General features: G+C 69.5%; 19 protein-coding genes. 16 read left to right on the top strand and 3 right to left on the bottom strand.

The window, feature by feature from the left end:
* The first annotated feature begins 1 nt into the window (after nt 1).
* The 5 genes from OL599_RS15270 (at nt 2) to OL599_RS15290 (ending at nt 3,354) form a co-directional block, all read left to right on the top strand.
* Entirely contained in the window at nt 2-925 is a 924-nt protein-coding gene (locus OL599_RS15270; RefSeq protein ID WP_264714668.1) for an ABC transporter permease, read from the top strand.
* Entirely contained in the window at nt 922-1,782 is an 861-nt protein-coding gene (locus OL599_RS15275; RefSeq protein ID WP_264714669.1) for an ABC transporter permease, read from the top strand. The genes OL599_RS15270 and OL599_RS15275 overlap by 4 nt, the downstream gene beginning before the upstream one ends.
* Before the next feature lie 229 nt (nt 1,783-2,011).
* Nucleotides 2,012-2,371: a sulfite exporter TauE/SafE family protein gene (locus OL599_RS15280; protein ID WP_264714670.1), complete on the top strand. Its 360-nt coding sequence runs from the start codon at nt 2,012-2,014 to the stop codon at nt 2,369-2,371.
* 200 nt (nt 2,372-2,571) lie between these two features.
* Nucleotides 2,572-2,913, top strand: a complete 342-nt coding sequence (locus tag OL599_RS15285; protein ID WP_264714671.1) for a YXWGXW repeat-containing protein — start codon at nt 2,572-2,574, stop codon at nt 2,911-2,913.
* A gap of 84 nt (nt 2,914-2,997) precedes the next feature.
* The gene (locus tag OL599_RS15290) at nt 2,998-3,354 is read left to right on the top strand and encodes a hypothetical protein (protein ID WP_264714672.1); all 357 of its coding nucleotides are present in this window, start codon (nt 2,998-3,000) and stop codon (nt 3,352-3,354) included.
* 84 nt (nt 3,355-3,438) lie between these two features.
* On the opposite strand, the gene OL599_RS15295 is transcribed toward OL599_RS15290, so the two are convergent.
* Nucleotides 3,439-4,608 carry a mandelate racemase/muconate lactonizing enzyme family protein gene (locus OL599_RS15295; RefSeq protein WP_264714673.1) on the bottom strand — a complete coding sequence of 390 codons (1,170 nt, stop codon included), beginning with the start codon at nt 4,606-4,608 and terminating at the stop codon, nt 3,439-3,441.
* A gap of 322 nt (nt 4,609-4,930) precedes the next feature.
* Between OL599_RS15295 and OL599_RS15300 the strand changes: the two genes are divergently transcribed.
* From OL599_RS15300 to OL599_RS15330, 7 genes are all read left to right on the top strand, one after another.
* Nucleotides 4,931-6,073 (top strand): DEAD/DEAH box helicase, encoded by a 1,143-nt coding sequence (locus OL599_RS15300; RefSeq protein WP_347403210.1) that lies wholly within the window; start codon nt 4,931-4,933, stop codon nt 6,071-6,073.
* Between the two features lie 133 nt (nt 6,074-6,206).
* A complete protein-coding gene (locus OL599_RS15305; protein WP_264714674.1) occupies nt 6,207-7,799 on the top strand; it encodes an ABC transporter substrate-binding protein in 1,593 nt (530 codons plus the stop codon).
* Between the two features lie 42 nt (nt 7,800-7,841).
* A complete protein-coding gene (locus OL599_RS15310) occupies nt 7,842-8,816 on the top strand; it encodes an ABC transporter permease (RefSeq protein WP_264714675.1) in 975 nt (324 codons plus the stop codon).
* Nucleotides 8,813-9,721, top strand: coding sequence for an ABC transporter permease (locus tag OL599_RS15315; protein ID WP_264714676.1), 909 nt, complete (start codon nt 8,813-8,815; stop codon nt 9,719-9,721). The genes OL599_RS15310 and OL599_RS15315 overlap by 4 nt, the downstream gene beginning before the upstream one ends.
* A complete protein-coding gene (locus OL599_RS15320; RefSeq protein ID WP_264714677.1) occupies nt 9,718-10,695 on the top strand; it encodes an ABC transporter ATP-binding protein in 978 nt (325 codons plus the stop codon). The genes OL599_RS15315 and OL599_RS15320 overlap by 4 nt, the downstream gene beginning before the upstream one ends.
* Nucleotides 10,692-11,711, top strand: coding sequence for an ABC transporter ATP-binding protein (locus OL599_RS15325; protein WP_264714678.1), 1,020 nt, complete (start codon nt 10,692-10,694; stop codon nt 11,709-11,711). Before OL599_RS15320 ends, OL599_RS15325 begins: the two co-directional genes overlap by 4 nt.
* A gap of 169 nt (nt 11,712-11,880) precedes the next feature.
* On the top strand, nt 11,881-12,960 hold the full coding sequence (locus tag OL599_RS15330; RefSeq protein WP_264714679.1) for a glycosyltransferase: 1,080 nt from the start codon (nt 11,881-11,883) through the stop codon (nt 12,958-12,960).
* Nucleotides 12,961-13,052: 92 nt separating this feature from the next.
* On the opposite strand, the gene OL599_RS15335 is transcribed toward OL599_RS15330, so the two are convergent.
* Entirely contained in the window at nt 13,053-14,054 is a 1,002-nt protein-coding gene (locus tag OL599_RS15335) for a lysylphosphatidylglycerol synthase domain-containing protein (protein ID WP_264714680.1), read from the bottom strand.
* A gap of 147 nt (nt 14,055-14,201) precedes the next feature.
* On the opposite strand from OL599_RS15335, the gene cysS reads away from it, so the two are divergent.
* The 4 genes from cysS (at nt 14,202) to OL599_RS15355 (ending at nt 19,279) form a co-directional block, all read left to right on the top strand.
* Nucleotides 14,202-15,548 (top strand): cysteine--tRNA ligase, encoded by a 1,347-nt coding sequence (gene cysS / locus OL599_RS15340; protein ID WP_264714681.1) that lies wholly within the window; start codon nt 14,202-14,204, stop codon nt 15,546-15,548.
* Nucleotides 15,549-15,561: 13 nt separating this feature from the next.
* On the top strand, nt 15,562-16,368 hold the full coding sequence (locus OL599_RS15345; RefSeq protein ID WP_264714682.1) for an RNA methyltransferase: 807 nt from the start codon (nt 15,562-15,564) through the stop codon (nt 16,366-16,368).
* Nucleotides 16,369-16,443: 75 nt separating this feature from the next.
* On the top strand, nt 16,444-18,255 hold the full coding sequence (locus OL599_RS15350) for an MFS transporter (RefSeq protein ID WP_264714683.1): 1,812 nt from the start codon (nt 16,444-16,446) through the stop codon (nt 18,253-18,255).
* On the top strand, nt 18,164-19,279 hold the full coding sequence (locus OL599_RS15355; protein WP_264714684.1) for an alkyl sulfatase dimerization domain-containing protein: 1,116 nt from the start codon (nt 18,164-18,166) through the stop codon (nt 19,277-19,279). Before OL599_RS15350 ends, OL599_RS15355 begins: the two co-directional genes overlap by 92 nt.
* A gap of 104 nt (nt 19,280-19,383) precedes the next feature.
* On the opposite strand, the gene OL599_RS15360 is transcribed toward OL599_RS15355, so the two are convergent.
* The gene (locus OL599_RS15360) at nt 19,384-19,785 is read right to left on the bottom strand and encodes a DUF302 domain-containing protein (protein WP_264714685.1); all 402 of its coding nucleotides are present in this window, start codon (nt 19,783-19,785) and stop codon (nt 19,384-19,386) included.
* Nucleotides 19,786-19,798 lie beyond the last annotated feature (13 nt).

A 19,798-nucleotide genomic window follows, 5' to 3' on the forward strand; every position in this document is an offset into this window, starting at 1 on the left:
GATGCGGGGGACGTGGCTGCTCCGGCGTCTGCTGGGGATCATCCCGACGCTGCTGCTGACCTGGAGCGTGGTGTTCGCCGCCCTGCAGATGGTGCCGGGCGATCCGGTGTCGCTGATGCTCGGCGGCACCCCGGCGAGCCAGGAGGTGATCCAGGCCGAGCGCCATCGCCTCGGCCTCGATCAGCCGGTGCACCTGCAGTACCTGAACTTCCTGCGCCACGCCGTCACCGGCGATTTCGGCGCCAGCTTCACGACGCGCCAGCCGGTGCTGTCGATGATCGGCGAGCAGCTGCCGTTCACCCTGTCGCTGGCGGCCGGGGGGCTGCTGGTCGGCGCGGTGCTCGGCACGTTGCTCGGCGTGCTGGCCGGGCTGCGGCCGAACGGCTGGACCGATGCCGGGGTGATGACGATGGCGCTGGCCGGGCTGTCGCTGCCCAGCTTCTGGATCGGCATGGTGCTGATCCACGTCTTCGCCACGCTGCTGGGCTGGGTGCCGGTGATCGGCACCGGGCCGGTGTCGCTGATCCTGCCCAGCATCACCGTGGGCCTGTTCCTGGCCGGCGGGCTGGCCCGGCTGATCCGCGCCAGCATCATCGAGGTGCAGGGCCAGGACTACATTCGTACCGCCCACGCCAAGGGCCTGCCGCCGCTGCTGGTGGTGGGCAAGCACATCGCCCGCAACGCGGTGATCCCGCCGCTGACCCTGCTGGGCGTGCAGTTCGCCTTGCTGATCGGCGGCGCCGTGGTCACCGAGCGCGTGTTCGCCCGCCCGGGCATCGGGGCCATGCTGGTCGATGCCGTGCTCAGCAAGGACTATCCCCTGGTGCAGGGGATCGTGGTGGTGACGACCGGGGCCTATATCGTCATCAACCTCGCGATCGACCTGGTCTACGGCCTGATCGACCCGCGGATTTCCCGGCAATGAGCGGCGCCGCGCCTGCGCCGGCCCGGCGCGTGCTGCGCCGCGTGCTGTCGGCCCCCGGCGCGCTGGCGGGCGCGCTGATCCTGGCGGTGCTGATCGCCGGCGCGATTCTCGCCCCGCTGGTGGTTCCCTACGACTGGAACGAGACCCGCGTCTGCGCCCGCCTGGCCGCGCCGTCCGCCACGCACTGGTTCGGCTGCGACCTCTACGGCCGGGACATCTTCAGCCGCGTGCTGTATGGCGGCCGCTACTCGCTGTCGGTCGGCATCGCGACGGTGGCGGTCAGCCTGATCTTCGGCGGGCTGTTCGGCACCGTGATCGGCTATGCCGGCGGGCGCATCGACGCCCTCGGCACCCGCGCGATCGACGTGATGCTGGGTTTCCCGCCGATCATCATGGCGATCCTGGTGGTCGCCGTGCTGGGCGTGGGCGTATGGAACGCAGCGCTCGCCGTGGGCATCGCCGGCATTCCGCGTTTCGCCCGGGTGGTGCGCGGGGCGACGCTGTCCCTGGTCGAGCGCGAGTTCATCGAGGGCGCCCATGCCATCGGCGCCGACCGGACCCGGGTGATCAGGCGGCACCTGCTGCCCAACCTGGCGCCGACCCTGATCGTGCTGACCTCGCTCGATCTCGGCAACGCCATCCTCTCCACCGCCACGCTGTCGTTCCTGGGCCTCGGCGCGCAGCCGCCGGCGCCGGAATGGGGGGCGATGCTGAACGCCGGGCGGGAGTTCATCCGCTACGCGCCCTGGACCATGCTGTTTCCCGGTGCCGCGCTGTTCCTGGCGGTAATGGCGGTGAACCTGGTGGGCGACCGGCTCAGCCAGGTACTGGACCCGCGCCAGCGTGGGCGGTCGTGAGCTGCCCGGGCTGGTTGAGCCATCGCCCGGCCGAAGGCTTGCACCGCCTCTGCCTCGTCAGCGATGGCCCAGGGATCGGGCCGCCATGGCGGACGATGAATGGACGACTCGACTGAGCGGGGGCTGTCTTTCGAGTTCTATCGATTTGTTGGCATGCCGATAGGCGTCCCGGCCCCGCGCCCGTCGACGCACCGGCACACGCGGCATGGACCAGACGGGATCGGGTTCCGTGAGCACTGATCACATCGTCATCGTCATGTTCGGAGCGCTTTCGGGTGGGTTTGTCTCAGGGCTGGCGGAGTTCGGCACCGGACTGGTCGCCATGGGAATCTGGCTGCATGCACTTCCACCCGTCGTTGCCGCATCCATTGTCGTGATCTGTTCGGTTGTCTCTCAGGTGCAGACCATACCGACCGTCTGGCATGCCATTCAGCCAAGCCGTGTTCTCCCGTTCGTCCTGCCGGGCCTGATCGGCGTGCCAATCGGCACGCAGTTGCTCAGCTGTCTCGATCCGAATACGTTTCGATTTGGCATGGGGATATTTCTGCTTTGCTTTTCGGCTTTTCCCTGCTCTGTGGAACCGGCCTGACGCTGGTCCGGGCAAGCTGGTAGTTCCCGACGGAAGAGTCGCGTTTTCCTTGTTCATGATTGCCGAATTATCAACCTGTTGGAAACGAGGAGGGCGAATCGCCGGATCGGTGTTGGAACTCCGAACGGCCTGATTGCATTTGTACTGGCGGGAACTCGTGCCGATGTCTGTATCCCGACGGTAAGAAAAGGAGACGGACCGTGTTTCGATCAAACATCGCCCGTATTGCTCTGCCAATTCTGTCTTCCATTGCCGGATTGTCCGCGACAGCGCCGGCAATGGCGCAGCCGGTACAATCGCGCGAGGCGCCGGTCATCATCGCTCCGACCGCGCCGCCAACGCCTCAGGTCGAAGTCATCCCGGCGGCGCCCTCCCAGGTCGTGGTCTGGCAGCCCGGTCGATGGGGCTGGAACGGCAGCGGCTGGGAATGGGTCCCTGGCGCGTACGTCCAGCGGCCGCAACCCGCGGCGCTGTGGGAACCGGGTCATTGGGATGCGAGCCCGACCGGCGGTTACGTGTGGGTCGCCGGCCATTGGCGCTGAGCCGGAGTACGGATCCGCGGCATTCCGATCATGACGGCAGCTGATGCCGCGCTGCGGGCCCGTCATTGCAGAGAGGAGATCGACATGCCTCGCTTCCTTGGTGCCTGTCTTGCCCTGCCGGCGCTGGTCGGCCTGACAGCGTGCGAGCCAGCCCCGCAGCCACCGCAGGTGGTCGTGTCCCCGACGTCGCCGGCGCCGATCGTGGTGCCGGGCCCGCCCCCTGCGGCCCAGGCCGAACTTGTGCCCCCGCCGCCCTCCGGCAGCGGCCCCGTGGTTTGGCAACCCGGTCACTGGGCCTGGATCGGGCAGTCCGGCGCGCCGTGGCAATGGATGCCCGGCCGCTACGTCCAGACGCCCATGGGTCACACCGCCTGGGTGCAGGGGCAATGGGTGCAGAACGCCTCGGGCGGTTGGAGTTGGGTCGAGGGCCACTGGATGTGAGCCCAACGGCAACGGCTTAACCCACCGTGCCGCGACCCGCCGCCGCCCCTGTGCCTCCCAGGGGCGGCGGTCATTTGGCGGCGGTCACTCCGCCAGCGCCCGCATCACCCGGAACAGATCGCTTTTCCCTTCGAAGCCGATGCCTGGCAGGTCCGGCATGGTGATGTGGCCGTCCTCCACGCGCACCCCGTCGGGGAAGCCGCCATAAGGTTGGAACAGGTCGGGGTAGCTCTCGTTGCCGCCCAGGCCCAGCCCGGCGGCGATGTTGAGCGACATCTGGTGGCCGCCATGCGGGATGCAGCGGCGCGGCGACCAGCCGGCATCCCGCACCGCTTTCAGGGTGCGCTGGTACTCGCATAACCCGTAGCTCAGCGCGCAATCGAACTGCAGCCAGTCGCGGTCCGGGCGCATGCCGCCGTGGCGCAGCAGGTTGCGGGAATCCTGGTGGCTGAACAGGTTCTCGCCGGTGGCCATGGGGTTCGGATAGAACTCGGCCAGCGCCGCCTGCAGCTGGTAGTCGAGCGGGTCGCCGGCTTCCTCGTACCAGAACAGGTCGTAGGCACGCAGCATCTTCGCGTAGGCGATGGCCGTCTCCAGGTCGAACCGGCCGTTGGCGTCCACGGCCAGCCGCGCCTGGCTGCCGATCTCGGTCAGCACCGCCTCGATGCGCGCACGGTCCTGGTCGATCGGCTCGCCGCCGATCTTCATCTTCACCACGGTGTAGCCGCGATCGAGATAGCTGCGCATTTCGGCGCGCAGCTGCGAGAAATCCTTGCCGGGATAGTAGTAGCCGCCGGCGGCGTAGACGAACACGCGCGGGTCCGCCTGCACGCCGTGGCGCTCGGCCAACAGGCGGAACAGCGGCTGGCCGGCGATCTTGGCCACCGCGTCCCAGACGGCCATGTCGATGGTGCCGACGGCGACCGAACGCTCGCCGTGGCCGCCCGGCTTCTCGTTCTGCATCATCGCCGCCCAGATCCGATCGGGATCGAGGTTGGCGCCGGCGTCATCGAGCAGGCTGGCGGGATCGGCTTCCAGGATGCGCGGAGCGAAGCGCTCGCGGATCAGCCCGCCCTGGCCGTAGCGGCCGTTCGAATTGAAGCCGTAGCCGACCACCCGCCGCCCGTCGCGCACCGCGTCGGTGACCACGGCGACGAGGCTCGTGGTCATCCGGGTGAAGTCGATATAGGCGTTGCGGATGGGCGAGGAGATCGGCTGGGTGATCTCCCGGACATCGAGGATGCGAACGGACATGGTTCCTCCAGGGGGCGGCGCGGCACTGTGCCCGCAAGCGCCCGGGCGCGGAAGGGTGAGGACCCGGCCGCGCCCATCCGGCCGATTTTCTTGACTTTGCTGCACCGCACACCTAGATAGCCGGTGCGCGCCTTGATGTGGTTCTGTGCGCTGCCACCCGCCGTTGTGCATCGCGCGGGCCGACACGCTCCCCGGTAGCCCATTTCACTCAGCAATTTGCGCCGGTTCGCGGTCCTGCCGACCGCGATCGACACGCGTCCGCATGCCCATGCTCAGACCTGGGGGCGGTGGCGCGCGTCAACGCGAAAGACGATCCGAAGTTATGACAAGTTTCGAAAGCCTTGGTCTTGCCACGCCGCTGCTGAAGGCGCTGGCCACCGAGGGATACACGGCGCCGACACCGATCCAGGCGCAGGCCATTCCGTATGTGCTGGCCGGCCGCGACGTGCAGGGCATCGCCCAGACCGGCACCGGCAAGACCGCCGCCTTCGCCCTGCCGATCCTGCAGCGCCTGGCCGAGAACCGCCGCCCGCCGGCCCGTGGCGGCTGCCGCGTTCTGGTGCTGTCGCCCACGCGCGAGCTGGCCAGCCAGATCGCCGACAGCTTCCGTGCCTATGGCCGCAACATGGGCGTGCGCGTGGCGCTGATGTTCGGCGGCGTGCCGAAGGCGCGGCAGACCCGGGCCATGGCCGGCGGCGTCGACGTGCTGGTGGCCACACCGGGCCGGCTGATCGACCACATGCAGGACCGCACCGTGCGCCTGGACCAGACCGAGATCCTCGTGCTGGACGAGGCCGACCACATGCTCGACCTCGGTTTCATCATCCCCATCCGCCGCATCGCCGGCGCCATCCCCGCACAGCGGCAGACGCTGTTCTTCTCGGCCACCATGCCGAAGGAGATCGGCCAGCTCGCCGCCGGCATGCTGCGTGACCCCGCGCATGTGGCGGTGGCCCCGGTCGCCACCACCGCCGAGCGGGTGGAGCAGGGCGTGATCTTCGTCGAGACCGCGCGCAAGCGGGCGGTGCTGTTCGATCTGCTGAGCGGCAACCAGGGCCGCACCCTGGTGTTCACCCGCACCAAGCACGGCGCCGACCGCGTGGTGCGCTATCTTGAGGAAAGCGGCGTCCCGGCCGCGGCCATCCACGGCAACAAGAGCCAGCCGCAGCGCGAGCGGGCGCTGGCCGCGTTCCGCAGCGGCGAGACGCGGGTGCTGATCGCCACCGACATTGCCGCGCGCGGCATCGACGTGGACGGCGTGACCCATGTGATCAACTACGACCTGCCGAACGTGCCGGAGAGCTATGTGCACCGCATCGGCCGCACCGCCCGCGCCGGGGCTGCGGGCGTGGCCATCAGCCTGTGCGACAACGAGGAGCGTTCGTTCCTACGCAGCATCGAAAAACTGATCCGCGGCCGCGTGCCGGTGATCGCGGCGCCGGGCCAGGTTGCCCGCGCCGCCTGACCTTCCGGGCCTGAGTACCGGCAGCCGGAGGGCCATGCGCCCGCCCGGCTGTCGACACTTTCCGTCACGAGGGCAATCTAGCGGTTACGTTCGCGCTGTTGCTATAAGCGCCGCCAGGGTCAGGGAGACGGGAATGGTCGTACGTTATCAGGCCGCCATGCGCGGTGCAGTAGTTGCCGGATGCCTCGTGGGGGCGGCTGCCATGAACGGCGCCGCGGCGCAGACGCTCACCATGGCGTCCAGCGCGCCGATCACCAGCGTCGATCCGCATTATCACACGTTCACGCCGAACGCGTCGCTCGACGCGCATCTGTTCGACTCGTTGCTGGACATGGACGCGCAGTCGCGCCCGGTGGCCGCACTGGCCGAATCCTGGAAGCTGGTCGACGAGCGGACCTGGGAGCTCAAGCTGCGCCAGGGCGTGAAATTCCACAACGGCGCCGCGTTCACCGCCGAAGACGTGGCCTATACGCTCGACCGCGTGCCGCGCGTGCCGAACAGCCCCGGCAGTTTCGCGATCTATACGAAGCCGATCGTCGGCGTCGAGATCGTGGACCCGCACACCATCCGTCTGCGCACCGCGGGCATCTATCCGCTGGTGCCCATCGATCTGACGCAGGTGGCGATCATTCCGCACGGGCTGGGCAAGGATCCCGCCACCGAAGACTTCAACAGCGGCAAGAACGCGATCGGCACCGGGCCGTTCCGGTTCGTGTCCTACAAGCCCGGCGACCGCGTGGAGATGGACCGGTTCGACGGCTATTGGGGGAAGAAGCCGTACTGGCAGCACGTGTCGTTCCGGATCATTCCCAATGACGGCGCCCGCACCGCGGCGCTGCTGTCCGGCGATATCGGCTTCATCGAAGCGGTTCCGACCACCGACGCCGCCCGGCTGCGCACCGACAAGCGGGTGCATCTGGCCGAGACCGTCTCGCTGCGCATCATCTTCCTGACGCTGGACCAGTCGCGCGACGGGCCGACGCCGTTCATCACCGGCCCGAACGGCGAGAAGCTCGATCGCAATCCGCTGAAGGACCATCGCGTGCGCGAGGCGCTGTCGATCGCCATCAACCGCCCGGCCATCGTCGAGCGGGTGATGGAAGGGGCGGCGATCCCTGCCGGCCAGTTCCTGCCGCCGGGCAGCTATAGCTACGCGCCCGACCTGCCGCCGCCGGCCTATGATGCCGCGCGCGCCAAGAAGCTGCTGGCCGAGGCCGGATTTCCGAACGGCTTCCGGATCACGTTGCATGGCCCGAACGACCGCTATGTGAACGACGCCAAGATCATCCAGTCGATCGGCCAGATGTGGACGCGCATCGGCGTGCAGACCTCGGTCGAGGGCATCACCTGGTCGAACTATATCGCACGCGCCAATAAGCAGGAGTTCTCGGCCTATCTGCTGGGCTGGGGCAGCTCCAGCGGCGAGGCGTCCAATCCGCTGCGCTCGCTGGTGGCGACGTTCGACGCCGCCAAGGGGCGCGGGGCGGTGAATCGCGGCCGCTACTCCAACCCGCAGCTGGACGCGCTGATCGACAAGGCGGTGACGACCGCCGACGACGCGGCGCGCGAGAAGGTGCTGCAGCAGGCGACGAAGCTGGCGATGGACGACGTGGCGTTCATTCCGCTGCACAACCAGAAGAACATCTGGGGCATGCGGTCGGACCTGACCTATATCGCCAGGGCCGACGAGCAGTCGCGGGCCCAGGACGTGCGTCCTGTCCAGTGACCGGCCTTCTCATCATCGGCCGGGCGGGCTGACGGTGCCCCGATGACAACCTGGCTGCTCCGCCGCCTGATCCAGGCCGTGTTCGTCGTGCTCGTGATGACCGTGATCGTGTTCATCGGGCTGCACGTGATCGGCGATCCGATCGATATCCTGATCTCGCCCGAGGCGGACCAGGCCGAGCGTGCGCGCGCCGTCGCGGCACTCGGCCTGGACCAGCCGCTGTGGAAGCAGTACGGCCTGTTCCTGTGGGGCGGGCTGCACGGCGACCTCGGCCGCAGCTTCGTGTTCAACGAGCCGGCGCTGCAGCTCATCGGTGGGCGCATGCCGGCGACGATGGAGCTGGCAGTGACTGCGGTGCTGCTGTCCGTCGTCATCGGCATTCCGCTCGGGCTGTATGCGGGCCTCAATCCCGACAGCCTGCTCGGGCGGACGACCATGGCAGGCAGCATCCTCGGCTTCTCGCTGCCGACCTTCTGGGTCGGGCTGATGCTGATCATGGTGTTCGCGGTGCAGCTGGGCTGGCTGCCCAGCACCGGGCGCGGGGAAACGGCCGAGCTGTTCGGCGTGCAGTGGTCGTTCCTGACGCGCGACGGGCTGGCGCACATGGCCCTGCCGGCGCTGAACCTGTCGCTCGGCAACATCGCGCTGGTGCTGCGGCTGACCCGCGCCGGCGTGCGCGAGAACATCCATATGGACTATGTGCGCTTCGCCCGCGCCAAGGGGCTGAGCCCGGCGCGCGTGGTGCTGGTGCACGTGATGAAGAACATCCTGATCCCGGTGGTGACCATTATCGGGCTGGAGTTCGGCAGCACCATCGCCTTCTCGGTGGTGACCGAGAGCGTGTTCGCCTGGCCCGGCATGGGCAAGCTGATCATCGACAGCATCAACGTGCTGGACCGGCCGGTGATCGTCGCCTACCTCATGATCATCGTGTTCCTGTTCATCACCATCAATCTTCTCGTCGACCTGCTCTACACCGTGCTCGATCCGCGCGTGCGGCTGGAGAACCGGCAATGAGCGCCGCGCTCGACATCCCGGCGCCGCCGAAGGAAGAGACGCCGTTCCAGCGCTTCGCGCGCGAGTTCGCCGACAGCAAGCTGGCGGTGCTGGGGCTGGTGATCGTGCTGCTGGTGGCGGTGCTGGCGATCGCGGCGCCGTGGATCGCGCCGCAGAATCCCTATGACCTCGCGCAGCTCGATATCATGGACGGGCGACTGCCGCCCGGCTCGGTGTCGGCGGACGGGTTGACCTTCTGGCTGGGCACCGACGACCAGGGCCGCGACATGCTGTCCGGCATCATCTACGGCCTGCGCATCTCGCTGAGCGTGGGCGTCGGCTCGGCGGTGATCGCCGGCGTGATCGGGTCCGCCCTGGGGCTGATCGCCGCCTATGCCGGCGGCAAGATCGAGACCGCGATCATGCGGCTGGTCGATCTGCAGCTTTCCTTCCCGTCGATCCTGGTGGCGCTGATGATCCTGGCCTTCCTCGGCAAGGGGGTGGCCAACGTCATGCTGGCGCTGGTGATCGTGGAATGGGCGCGCTACGCTCGCACCGCGCGCAGCGCCGCCCTGGTGGAGCGCCGGCGCGAATACATCGAGGCCGCGGAATGCCTGGCGCTGCCGCGCTGGCGGGTGCTGTTCCGCCACCTGCTGCCGAACTGCATGCCGCCGCTGATCGTCATCGGCACCATCCAGATCGCGCGCGCCATCACGCTGGAGGCGACGCTGAGCTTCCTGGGCCTGGGCGTTCCCATCACCGAGCCGTCGCTGGGCCTGCTGATCGCCAACGGCTATCAGTACATGCTGTCCGGCAAGTACTGGATCAGCTTCTATCCCGGCATCGCGCTGCTGGTGACGATCGTCGCCATCAACCTGGTGGGCGACCATTTGCGCGACGTGCTGAACCCGCGGTTGCAGCGATGAACGATGTCACGCTGGAGGTGCGCAACCTCAGCACGCATTTCGAAACCCGTGCCGGCACCGTGCGGGCGGTGGACGATATTTCGTTCTCCGTCTCGCGCGGCCGGGTGCTGGGGCTGGTGGGCGAGTCCGGCTCGGGCAAGTCGGTCACCGGCTTTTCCATCATCGGCCTGGTCGATCCGCCCGGGCGGATCGCCGGCGGGCAGATCCTGTTCCAGGGTCGCGACATCACCCAGCTGCCGGAGCGCGAGTTGCGCAGCCTGCGCGGCAACCGGATCGCGATGATCTTCCAGGACCCGATGATGACGCTGAACCCGGTCCTGCGCATCGACACGCAGATGATCGAGACGGTGCTGGCGCATGCGAAGGTCTCGCACGAGGAGGCGCGGACGCGCGCGCGCGACGCCCTGGGCATGGTGGGCATCCCCAGCCCCGACGAGCGGCTGAAGGCCTATCCGCACCAGTTCTCCGGCGGCATGCGCCAGCGCGTGGCGATCGCCATCGCGCTGCTGCACCGCCCGGACCTGATCGTCGCCGACGAACCGACCACGGCGCTGGACGTGACCATCCAGGCGCAGATCCTGGCGGAAGTGCAGAAGCTGGCGCGCGACAACGGCACGGCGCTGATCTGGATCACCCACGACCTGTCGGTGGTGGCCGGGCTCGCCGACGAGATCGCGGTGATGTATGCCGGCCGCATCGTCGAGAGCGGCACGGTGGCCGACGTGCTCGACCGGCCGCTGCATCCCTACACCCATGGGCTGATCGGCAGCGTGCCCAGCCGCAACCGGCGGGGCACCAAACTGCGACAGATCCCCGGCATGACGCCGTCCTTGCTGAACCTGCCGGGTGGATGCGCCTTCCGCACCCGCTGCGCCCGCGCCGATGCCGCCTGCGAGCAGGACCCGCCCACCACCGAGCCGGTGGCCGGGCACGCCCTGCGCTGCTTCCACCCGCAGCTGGAGGTGGTGGCGTGAGCGCGCCCGTGATCGAGCTGCGCGGCGTCTCCAAGCGCTTCGGCAAGACGCTGGACGCGGCGGCCAAGCTGGCGCGGCGCGTGTCGCACGCCATGGGCGGCACGGCGAAGAACGACGTGGTCCGCGCCGTGGACAATGTGGACCTGACGATCTCGAAGGGCGAGGTGGTCGGCCTGGTAGGCGAATCCGGCTGCGGCAAATCGACGCTGGGGCGGATGGTCGCGGGCATCATGCCGCCCAGCGACGGCACGGTGCTGTGGCAGGGGCGCGACATCGCCACCCTGCCGCCCGACCAGGCGCGCGCGGCCAAGCTGAGCGTCCAGATGATCTTCCAGGACCCCTATGCCAGCCTGAACCCGCGGCTTCGCGTGGACGAGATCGTGGGCGAGGCGCCGCGGGTGCATGGCCTGATTCCGCGCGGCAACAACGGCCGGCGCGCGTTCGAGGACTATGTCGACGCGCAGCTGCGCCGGGCTGGGCTCGACCCCGCCTACAAGCGCCGCTATCCGCACCAGTTCAGCGGCGGCCAGCGCCAGCGCATCGGCATCGCCCGGGCGCTTGCGGTGCAGCCGGAATTCCTGGTCTGCGACGAGGCGGTGGCGGCGCTGGACGTGTCGATCCAGGCGCAGATCCTGAACCTGTTCATGGATCTGCGCACCGAGCTCGACCTGACATACCTGTTCATCAGCCACGACCTCGGCGTGGTGGAGCACCTGTCGGACCGCGTCGCGATCATGTATCTCGGCCGCATCGTGGAGGAGGCGCCGGCGGAGGAGATCTTCGCGCGCGCCAACCACCCCTACACCCAGGCGCTGCTGGCCGAGGTGCCGCGGGTCGAGGCGCGCAAGCGGGCGTTCACGGCGATCAAGGGCGAGATCCCCAGCCCGCTGAACCCGCCTTCCGGCTGCCATTTCCATCCGCGCTGCCCGCATGCCATGCCCATCTGCCGGGAGGTGGCGCCGAAGCTGCAGGCGGTGGCGCCGGGCCATCGCAGCGCCTGTCATCTGAACGGCTGACGCGGGCCCAGGAAGTCTTGGTCCCCGTCTGCCCCTTGCCGCGAGGGCGTGGGCCCGGCACGTTTCCGATCGTGAGCGATCCGATCATGACCATCCGGCCAAGGGCCTTGCAGCACGAGTCTCCGGCCCGCCCGGGTTCGCCTGGGTGCCGTCGCCCGGGCGGAGCGGCATGAAGTTCCTGGTCTGGCAGTGGGGCCGGCGCGGCGCCGGCCCCCGCTACGCGGTGCAGCTGGCCGACGGCCTGCGCGGACTGGACGCGACGACGGCGATGCTGTCGCTGTCCACGCAGGCGGAGATCCTGCGCAGTGCGCACCCGCCGGTCTGCGAGCTGCCGTTTCCGACCTATGGCAGCCTGGCCGGATTCCTGGTGCGGCTGGCGCTGATGCCGCTGCAGATCGGGTCGCTGGCGGCGCGGCTGCGCGCACTGCGTCCGGACGTGGCGATCTGCGCCATGCCGGGACCGCTGGATCTGCTGATGGCGCGCGCGCTGCACCGCGCCGGCGTGCCGTTCCTGGTGGTCGTGCACGACGCCGACCTGCATCCCGGCGACGGCCTGCCGCTGCAGATGACGCTGCAGCGCCGGCTGGTGCAGGAGGCGGACGGGCTCATCGCGCTCACCTCCCATGTGGCGGCGCATCTGCGCGCGCAGGGCTTCGTCGGCAACCGGCCGCTGATCATGACCTCGCTGCCGCCGATGACCTTCGGCCCGCTTCCCGAGCCGCCGCGCGCCCATGGCGGCAAGCTGCGCCTGCTCTCGTTCGGCCGGCTGCGGCCCTACAAGGGGCTGGACCTGCTGGCCGACGCGCTGCGCCTGCTGGGTCCGCGGCCGGACCTGGAGGTGCGGGTGGTGGGCCACGGCCCCGAATCCGCGGTGCTGGACGCGTTGCGCCGCACGCCCGGGGTGTCGGTGGAGAATCGCTGGGTGCCGGAAGCCGAGGTGGGCGACCTGCTGGCCTGGTCGGATGCGCTGGTGCTGTCGCACCGGGAGGCCAGCCAAAGCGGCGTTGCCGCGGCGGCCATCGCCGCGCGGCGCTGGCTGGTGGCGACCCGGGTGGGCGGCATGACCGAGCAGCTGGGCGACGAACCGCTGGCCCGCATGTGCGATCCCACCCCGGAGAGCCTGTCGGCGGTGCTGGCGCAACTGCTGGACAACCCGCCCCCGCCGGCGGCGCAGGACGCCGCCCGGACGACCTGGGGCGACGTCGCCGCCGACATGGCGGGCCAGATCAGGGCGGCGTTCGCACGCTAGAGCCTGATCGGAACCGATAGGCGTTCCGATCAGGCTCTAGGCCTTTGTTTTATCGCGTGATTCACGCCTCCGTGTGATTCCACCTGTGGCGATCACGCTCTAGGCGTTCGCACGCCAGGTCCGGTGGCCTGTCCGCGCTGCAGCAGGCGCCGGCCCTCGCTCCATTGCCACAGCACGAGGCCGGGCACGCCGACCAGCAATTCGCGGGCGCGCTTGACCATCGACAGGGCGATGGCGGTCTCGGCCGGGATGGCGAACAGGTCGCACACCACGATGAACCCGGCCTCCTGCACGCCGAGCGCCCCCGGCACCACGAAGCCGGCGCTGCGCGCGGCCATGCCCAGGCTTTCGATGACGAAGGCCTCCGCGAGCGACGTCGGGCGTCCCATGGCAGTCAGCGTGATCCAGGTCTCGGCCACGCCCAGTATCCAGGCCAGCAGATGCAGGCCGGTGGCCTTGGCGAGCGCGGTGCGGTCCTGGTGCAGCCGGATCAGCTCCTGGTGCAGACCGCGCACGGCGGCCACCGACAAAGCGGGGAACACGCCGTTCAGCCGGCTGGCGAGCCACTCGATGATGCGCATCAGGCCGGCGCGCTGGGCCAGGATGAAGCCGGCCAGCCCGAGCGCCATGGTGGCCAGCGCCCAGGTCACCCACGGCGCCCAGGCGTCGGAATGCGCGGCCACGGCGGCCAGCACAGCGAAGCCGGCCAGGGTGAACAGGAACTGCGTCACCGCCTCGATGGTGAGGTCCAGCGTGGTGCCGGCCCCGGCCAGCGGGCCGGGCACGCCGCGCTGCACCAGCATGCGGATGCCCACGATGTTGCCGCCGAGCTGGGCCACCGGCAGCAGGGAGTTCACCGCCTCGCGGATCCAGCGGATGCGGAAATAGCGGCCGACGCGCGGGCGCGCCTCGCCCACCGCGATGCGCCAGGCGACTGCGGACACATAGAGCTGGAGCAGCAGCAGCACCGTGGTCAACGGGATGACCCAGCCCGCCTGCAGCACCTCGTGGCCGATCGACTGGACGCCGAACCAGGATACGAGTCCGATGACGGCGCCGCCGCCGAGCACGATGGTGATCAGGCCGAATGTCATGCAACAGGCAACTGGTGGCGGGGCATGGGTGCCACGGGAAAGGCTCATTCGCCGCCGCGGTTGTCAAGCGCACGCCGCCCGCGCCGGTCCGCGTTGATTTGCACGCGCGCTTGGTCGAGAAAGCGGGGGCAAACAGGTGGACCGCACATGCCCGAACTGCGACTGCACAACAGCCTGACCCGGCGGCGGGAGACGCTCCAGCCGCTCGAACCCGGCCATGTGCGGCTGTATGTCTGCGGCCCGACGGTCTACGACCTCGCGCATATCGGCAATGCGCGGCCGGTGGTGGTGTTCGACGTGCTGGCGCGGCTGCTGCGCCGGCTTTATCCGCGCGTCACCTATGTGCGCAACATCACCGACGTGGACGACAAGATCAACGCCCGCGCGGCCGAGAGCGGCGAGCCGATCGGCGCCATCACCGCGCGCACCGCGGCCGATTTCCACGCCGACATGGCCGCACTCGGCAACCTGCCGCCGGACATCGAGCCGCGCGCGACGCAGCACATCGCCGAGATGATCACGCTGATCGAGCGGCTGATCGCCGGCGGCCACGCCTATGTCGCCGAGGGGCACGTGCTGTTCGCGGTGCCGAGCTTCCCCGCCTACGGCAAGCTGTCCGGCCGCAGCCCGGATGAGCTGCTGGCCGGCGCGCGCATCGACGTGGCGCCGTACAAGCGCGACCCCGGCGATTTCGTGCTGTGGAAGCCCTCGCCGCCGGGCCTCCCGGGCTGGGACAGCCCGTGGGGCCGCGGCCGGCCGGGCTGGCACATCGAGTGCAGCGCGATGTCGTGGCGCTATCTCGGCGAGACCTTCGACATTCACGGCGGCGGCACCGACCTGATCTTCCCCCACCACGAGAATGAGCTGGCGCAATCCGTCTGCGCCTTCCCCGGCAGCCGGTTCGCGCGGATGTGGGTGCATAACGGCATGCTGATCATCAACGGCGAGAAGATGTCGAAGAGCCTCGGCAACTTCTTCACCGTGCGCGAGGTGCTGGCCAAGGCCCCGGCGGAGGCGGTGCGGCTGCTGCTGCTGCGCACCCATTACCGCGCGCTGCTGGATTTCTCCGACACGGCGCTGCAGGAGGCGCGCAAGGAGCTGGACCGGTTCTACCGTGCCCTGGAGCGCACGCCGGCGCGGGCGGCGGACGAACTGCCGGCAGCGGTGCTGGAGGCGCTGTGCGACGACCTGAACACGCCGCTGGCATTGTCGGCCATGCACGCCTTGGCCGATGCGGCGATGGCCGGCGATGCGCCGGCGGCGGCGGGGCTGCGGGCCGCCGGCGCGGTGCTGGGGCTGCTGCAGGCCGAGCCGGCCGAGTGGTTCCGCGGCCATGGCGACGACTCGGCCGAGGTCGAGGCCGCGATCGCCGAGCGCCTGCAAGCCCGCAAGGCGCGCGACTTCGCCCGGGCCGACGCGATCCGTGCCGCGCTGGACGCCAGGGGCATCCTGCTGGAGGACAGCGCCGGCGGCACGACATGGCGCCGCAGGTGAGGGGAGGCCGCGCATGACCGGGCGCGACGGCGGCGCGGATCTCGCGCCCATCGGCAACAGCCCGGTGGTGATCCTGGTGCGCCCGCAGCTCGCCGACAATATCGGCGCGGTGGCGCGTGCCATGGGCAATGGCGGGCTGTTCCATCTGCGCCTGGTCGCCCCGCGCGACGGCTGGCCGCAGGAGAAGGCGTGGCGCAACGCCTCCGGCGCCGACCGCATCCTGGACAACCTGACCATCCACGACACCGTCGCCGAGGCGGTGGCGGACCTGCACCGGGTCGTCGCCACCTGCCCGCGTCCGCGCCACATCGTCAAGCCGTTGCTGACCGCGCGCGGCGCCGCCGCCGAGCTGCGCGTCATCTGCGCCCGCGACCTGCGCGCCGGCATCCTGTTCGGCCCCGAGCGCGCCGGGCTGGACAACGACGACATGGCCTGCGCCGACACGCTGGTGCGCTATCCGCTCAATCCCGGCTTCATGTCGCTGAACCTTTCCCAGGCGGTGATGGTGATGGCGTATGAATGGTGGACCGCCGACGACGTCACGCTGCCGCGCCGCCTCATGACCAACGAGACCGCGGTCGCGACCAAGGGCGAGCTGGACAATTTCCTGGGCCACCTGGTCGCCGAACTGGATGCCTGCGGCTTCCTGCGCAACAAGCCCAAGCGCCCGGGCATGGTCCGCAACATCCGCCACTTGTTCGAGCGCGGCGAAGTGACCGTGCAGGAGCTGCGCACGCTGCACGGCATCGTCACCGAGCTGGCCCTGGGCCGGCGCCAGCGCGGGCGAACGGAGAAGGACGGCGACGCGGCGGCCGACTGAACCGGGCGGTCAGCCCGCCCCTTACCTGACAGGTCAATGTAATAAGGCTTGCGTTGCCAAACGGGAGGGCGGCCGGTGAGCCTCGGAGTCCGCGCAGACTGGACCGGCCTGTTCGCGCGCGGCATGGCGCCGGTGACCCTGACCCTGTGCCTCGGCGAGGGCGTGTACGCCTTCAACAGCTTCCTGGTGTCCACCGCCATGCCCTCGGCGGTCCGCGAGCTCGGCGGCATCCATTTCATCGGCTGGACGGCGACGCTGTACCTGGTCGCCGCCATTGTCACCGGATCGGCAGCGGGGTTCCTCAAGCAGCGCTTCGGCGCGCGGCCGCTGCTGTCCGCCGCGGCGCTGGTCTTCCTGGCCGGAACGGTGGCGGCGGGCGGCGCGCCGTCGATGGCGGTGGTGCTGGTCGGGCGGACGCTGCAAGGCGCGGGCGAGGGCGCGATCGCCGCGGCCTGCTATGCCCTGGTGGCCGAATTGTATCCGCAGCGCATGGTGCCGAAGGCATTCGGCCTGCTGGCCGTGGTCTGGGCGCTGGCCGCGTTCGGCGGCCCGGCGCTGGCCGGCGCGCTGACCGAGGCGGTGTCCTGGCGGGCGGCGTTCCTGGTCAATATTCCCGTCATCGCGGTGTTCCTGGTGCTGGTGCCGCGGGCCCTGCCGGCCACCTCGTCGCGCGCCGGCACCGGGCCGCCGTCCGGTAAGTCCGTGCCGATGGGGCGGCTGGCGGGCATCGCCGGCGGGATCATGCTGATCGCAGTGGCGAGCGTGGCCGGGCCGGCCTGGCTGGCGGCGGCGCTGGTCGGGTTGGGGTTCCTGACGCTCGCCGCGGTGTTCGCGGCGGACCGCCGGGCCCCGGGGCGGTTGTTCCCCGGCGATGCGTTCGCCGTCCGCACGGTCGTGGGGGCGGGGCTGTGGGTCGTGTTCCTGATGCCGCTCGGCCAGGCCACCACCTCCGTCTATCTGCCGATCTCCGTGCAGAGCCTGTGGGGCTACACACCCACGGCTGCCGGGGCCCTGGTGGCGGTGATGGCGCTGTCCTGGAGCGGCACGGCCGTGCTGACCGCGAACTTCACCGAGGCCCGCGCCCGCCGCCTGTTCATCCGCCTCGGCCCGGTGCTGCTGGCGGCGGGGCTGGCCGGCACGGCGGTGGCGCTGCCCGCCGAGTGGCCGGTGCTGCTGGTGCCCTGCCAGGTGCTGATCGGCAGCGGCTTCGGCGTCGGCTGGGGATTCCTGAACCAGGCGATCACCGAAGCCGCGCAACCCGGCGAGGCCGACCGGGCGGCCGGGCTGGTGCCCACCACCCAGTCGGCGGGCTATGCCATCGGCGCCGCCATTGCCGGCTGCGTGGCCAATCTCACGGGGTACGCCGATGCGCTGATGGCGCCGGGCGGCGTGCCTCTCGACGCCTGGATCTTCACCATCGGCGCTTTGTTCGCGGCGGCGGCGGCGGTGATCAGCCTGCGCGCCGGGTTGGTGGGCGGCGGCGCGCAAAATAACGACTCATACCAGCGGCCATTCTTTATGGCCGCTGGTATGGGGCCCTATCGGATGACCGCTGTCAACCCAGGGGCGACCTTCACGCAACAACTCGCGGCCGTAAAATTGCGGCCGTCTACCCCGCATGTTCACAACAACGAGGCACAATCAGGTGGAACAAGACCCGTTATTCGAGCGACTCTGGATTGGCGCCGCGGCAATGGAGGAGTGGACGGCAGCCGTGTCCGGAGGGTCCGCCAAGCCGATCACGGACAGCGTCATCGCCATCCACACGGGCTATCTGTTCGGCAACGCGACCGCCGTGCGCACCGATGCCGGGCTGGTGCTCGTGGACACGGGCAGCCGGGAAACCGCGAGCCAGACACTCGCGGCTTTGCGCCGTTGGGACGATAGCCCGGTTCATACGGTCATCTACACCCACGGCCATATCGACCACACCTGGGGAGCCAGGCTCCTCGACCAGGAGGCCGATGCAAGAGGGATCGCGCGGCCGCGCATCATCGCCCATCGCAACGTCCTGAATCGGTTCGACCGCTACGATGCGACGCACGGGCTGAACAGCCTGGTGATGGGCCGCCAGTTCAACCAGCCGGGCTACACCTTCCCGGAGGCGCATCGCCGCCCCGACGAGGTTTACGATGATGTTCTCGCTCTGATGGTCGGCGGCGTGCGGATCGAGTTGTTCCACGGACGCGGGGAGACCGATGACGCCACCTTCGTCTGGTTGCCGGAGCAGCGCGTCCTGGCGAGCGGCGATTTCGTGATCTGGGTTTTCCCGAATGCGGGCAATCCACGTAAGGTCCAGCGGTTCGGGCCGGACTGGGCGGCCGCCCTGCGCCGGATGCAGGCTTTGAAGCCGGAGGTGGTGATCCCTGGCCACGGCCCCGCCATCTTCGGCGAGGCGAGGGCGGCCCAGGTTCTGGGGGACGGCGCCGAGGTGCTGGAAAGCCTGACCGGCCAGACGCTGGAGCTGATGAACAAGGGGCGTTCACTGGACGAAGTCCTGCATTCTGTGTCAGCTCCCACCGAGCTCCTGGCGAAGCCGTACCTGCGGCCGAAATACGACGATCCGGAGTTCGTCGTCCGCAACATCTGGCATCTCTATGCCGGTTGGTTCGACGGGAACCCCGCCCACCTCAAACCTGCCCCTGCGGCCGAGCTGGCAGCCGAGTTGGCGTCCCTCGCGGGCGGGGCTGACAGGCTGGCGCGGCGCGCCGCGGTTCTGGCGGAAGGCGGCCAGACCCGGCTGGCAGCCCACCTTGTCGAGCTTGCTGCCACTGCCTCGCCGCAGGACAGAGCAATCCAGGCGATGCGGGCCAACGTGTATGAACAATGTATTCAGGCCGAAACGTCGCTGATCGGAAAGGCTCTTTTTGGGGTCTATCAGCGTGAGGCAAAGGCGCACTCTACGCTCTGAATGGACCCACCAGCTGTCCGCGTTCCATCCTTTGCGGACGTTCAAACTCGGACACCGCCCGGACCTGGCTCCGTCACGCAGATCCGCCGCTGCTCGTGGTCATATCATGGGGCGTTCGCTTCATGCACCAGCGCATCGAGCAGCGCCGTCATGGCCGCCACCGACAGATATTCCGCCGGATCAATGCCGTGGCGGCGCGCCAGCCACGCCGGGTCGTCATATGTCAGCCACGCATTTCCCGTCGCGTCTTCCCAGGCGAGAATCTTGAGCGGCAGGTCGAGGCCGATCGTCGGCTCGGCCTGCATCAGCGGCGTTCCTGCCTGGGGACTGCCGAAGATCAGCAGCGTTGTCGGCCGCAGCGGCAGGTCCATGGCGGCGGCGCCCGCCGCGTGATCGATGCGGGCGAACACGGTCACGCCCTTTGCGGCGAGCCCGGCTTCGAGCCGGTCCACGATCTCGGCGACCGGACGGGCGGCGGGGACGCTGATCAGGCCTTCCTTCGCCACGGACACCTCCTCG

Source organism: Limobrevibacterium gyesilva (genome assembly GCF_025989185.1).
Lineage (GTDB): Bacteria > Pseudomonadota > Alphaproteobacteria > Acetobacterales > Acetobacteraceae > Limobrevibacterium > Limobrevibacterium gyesilva.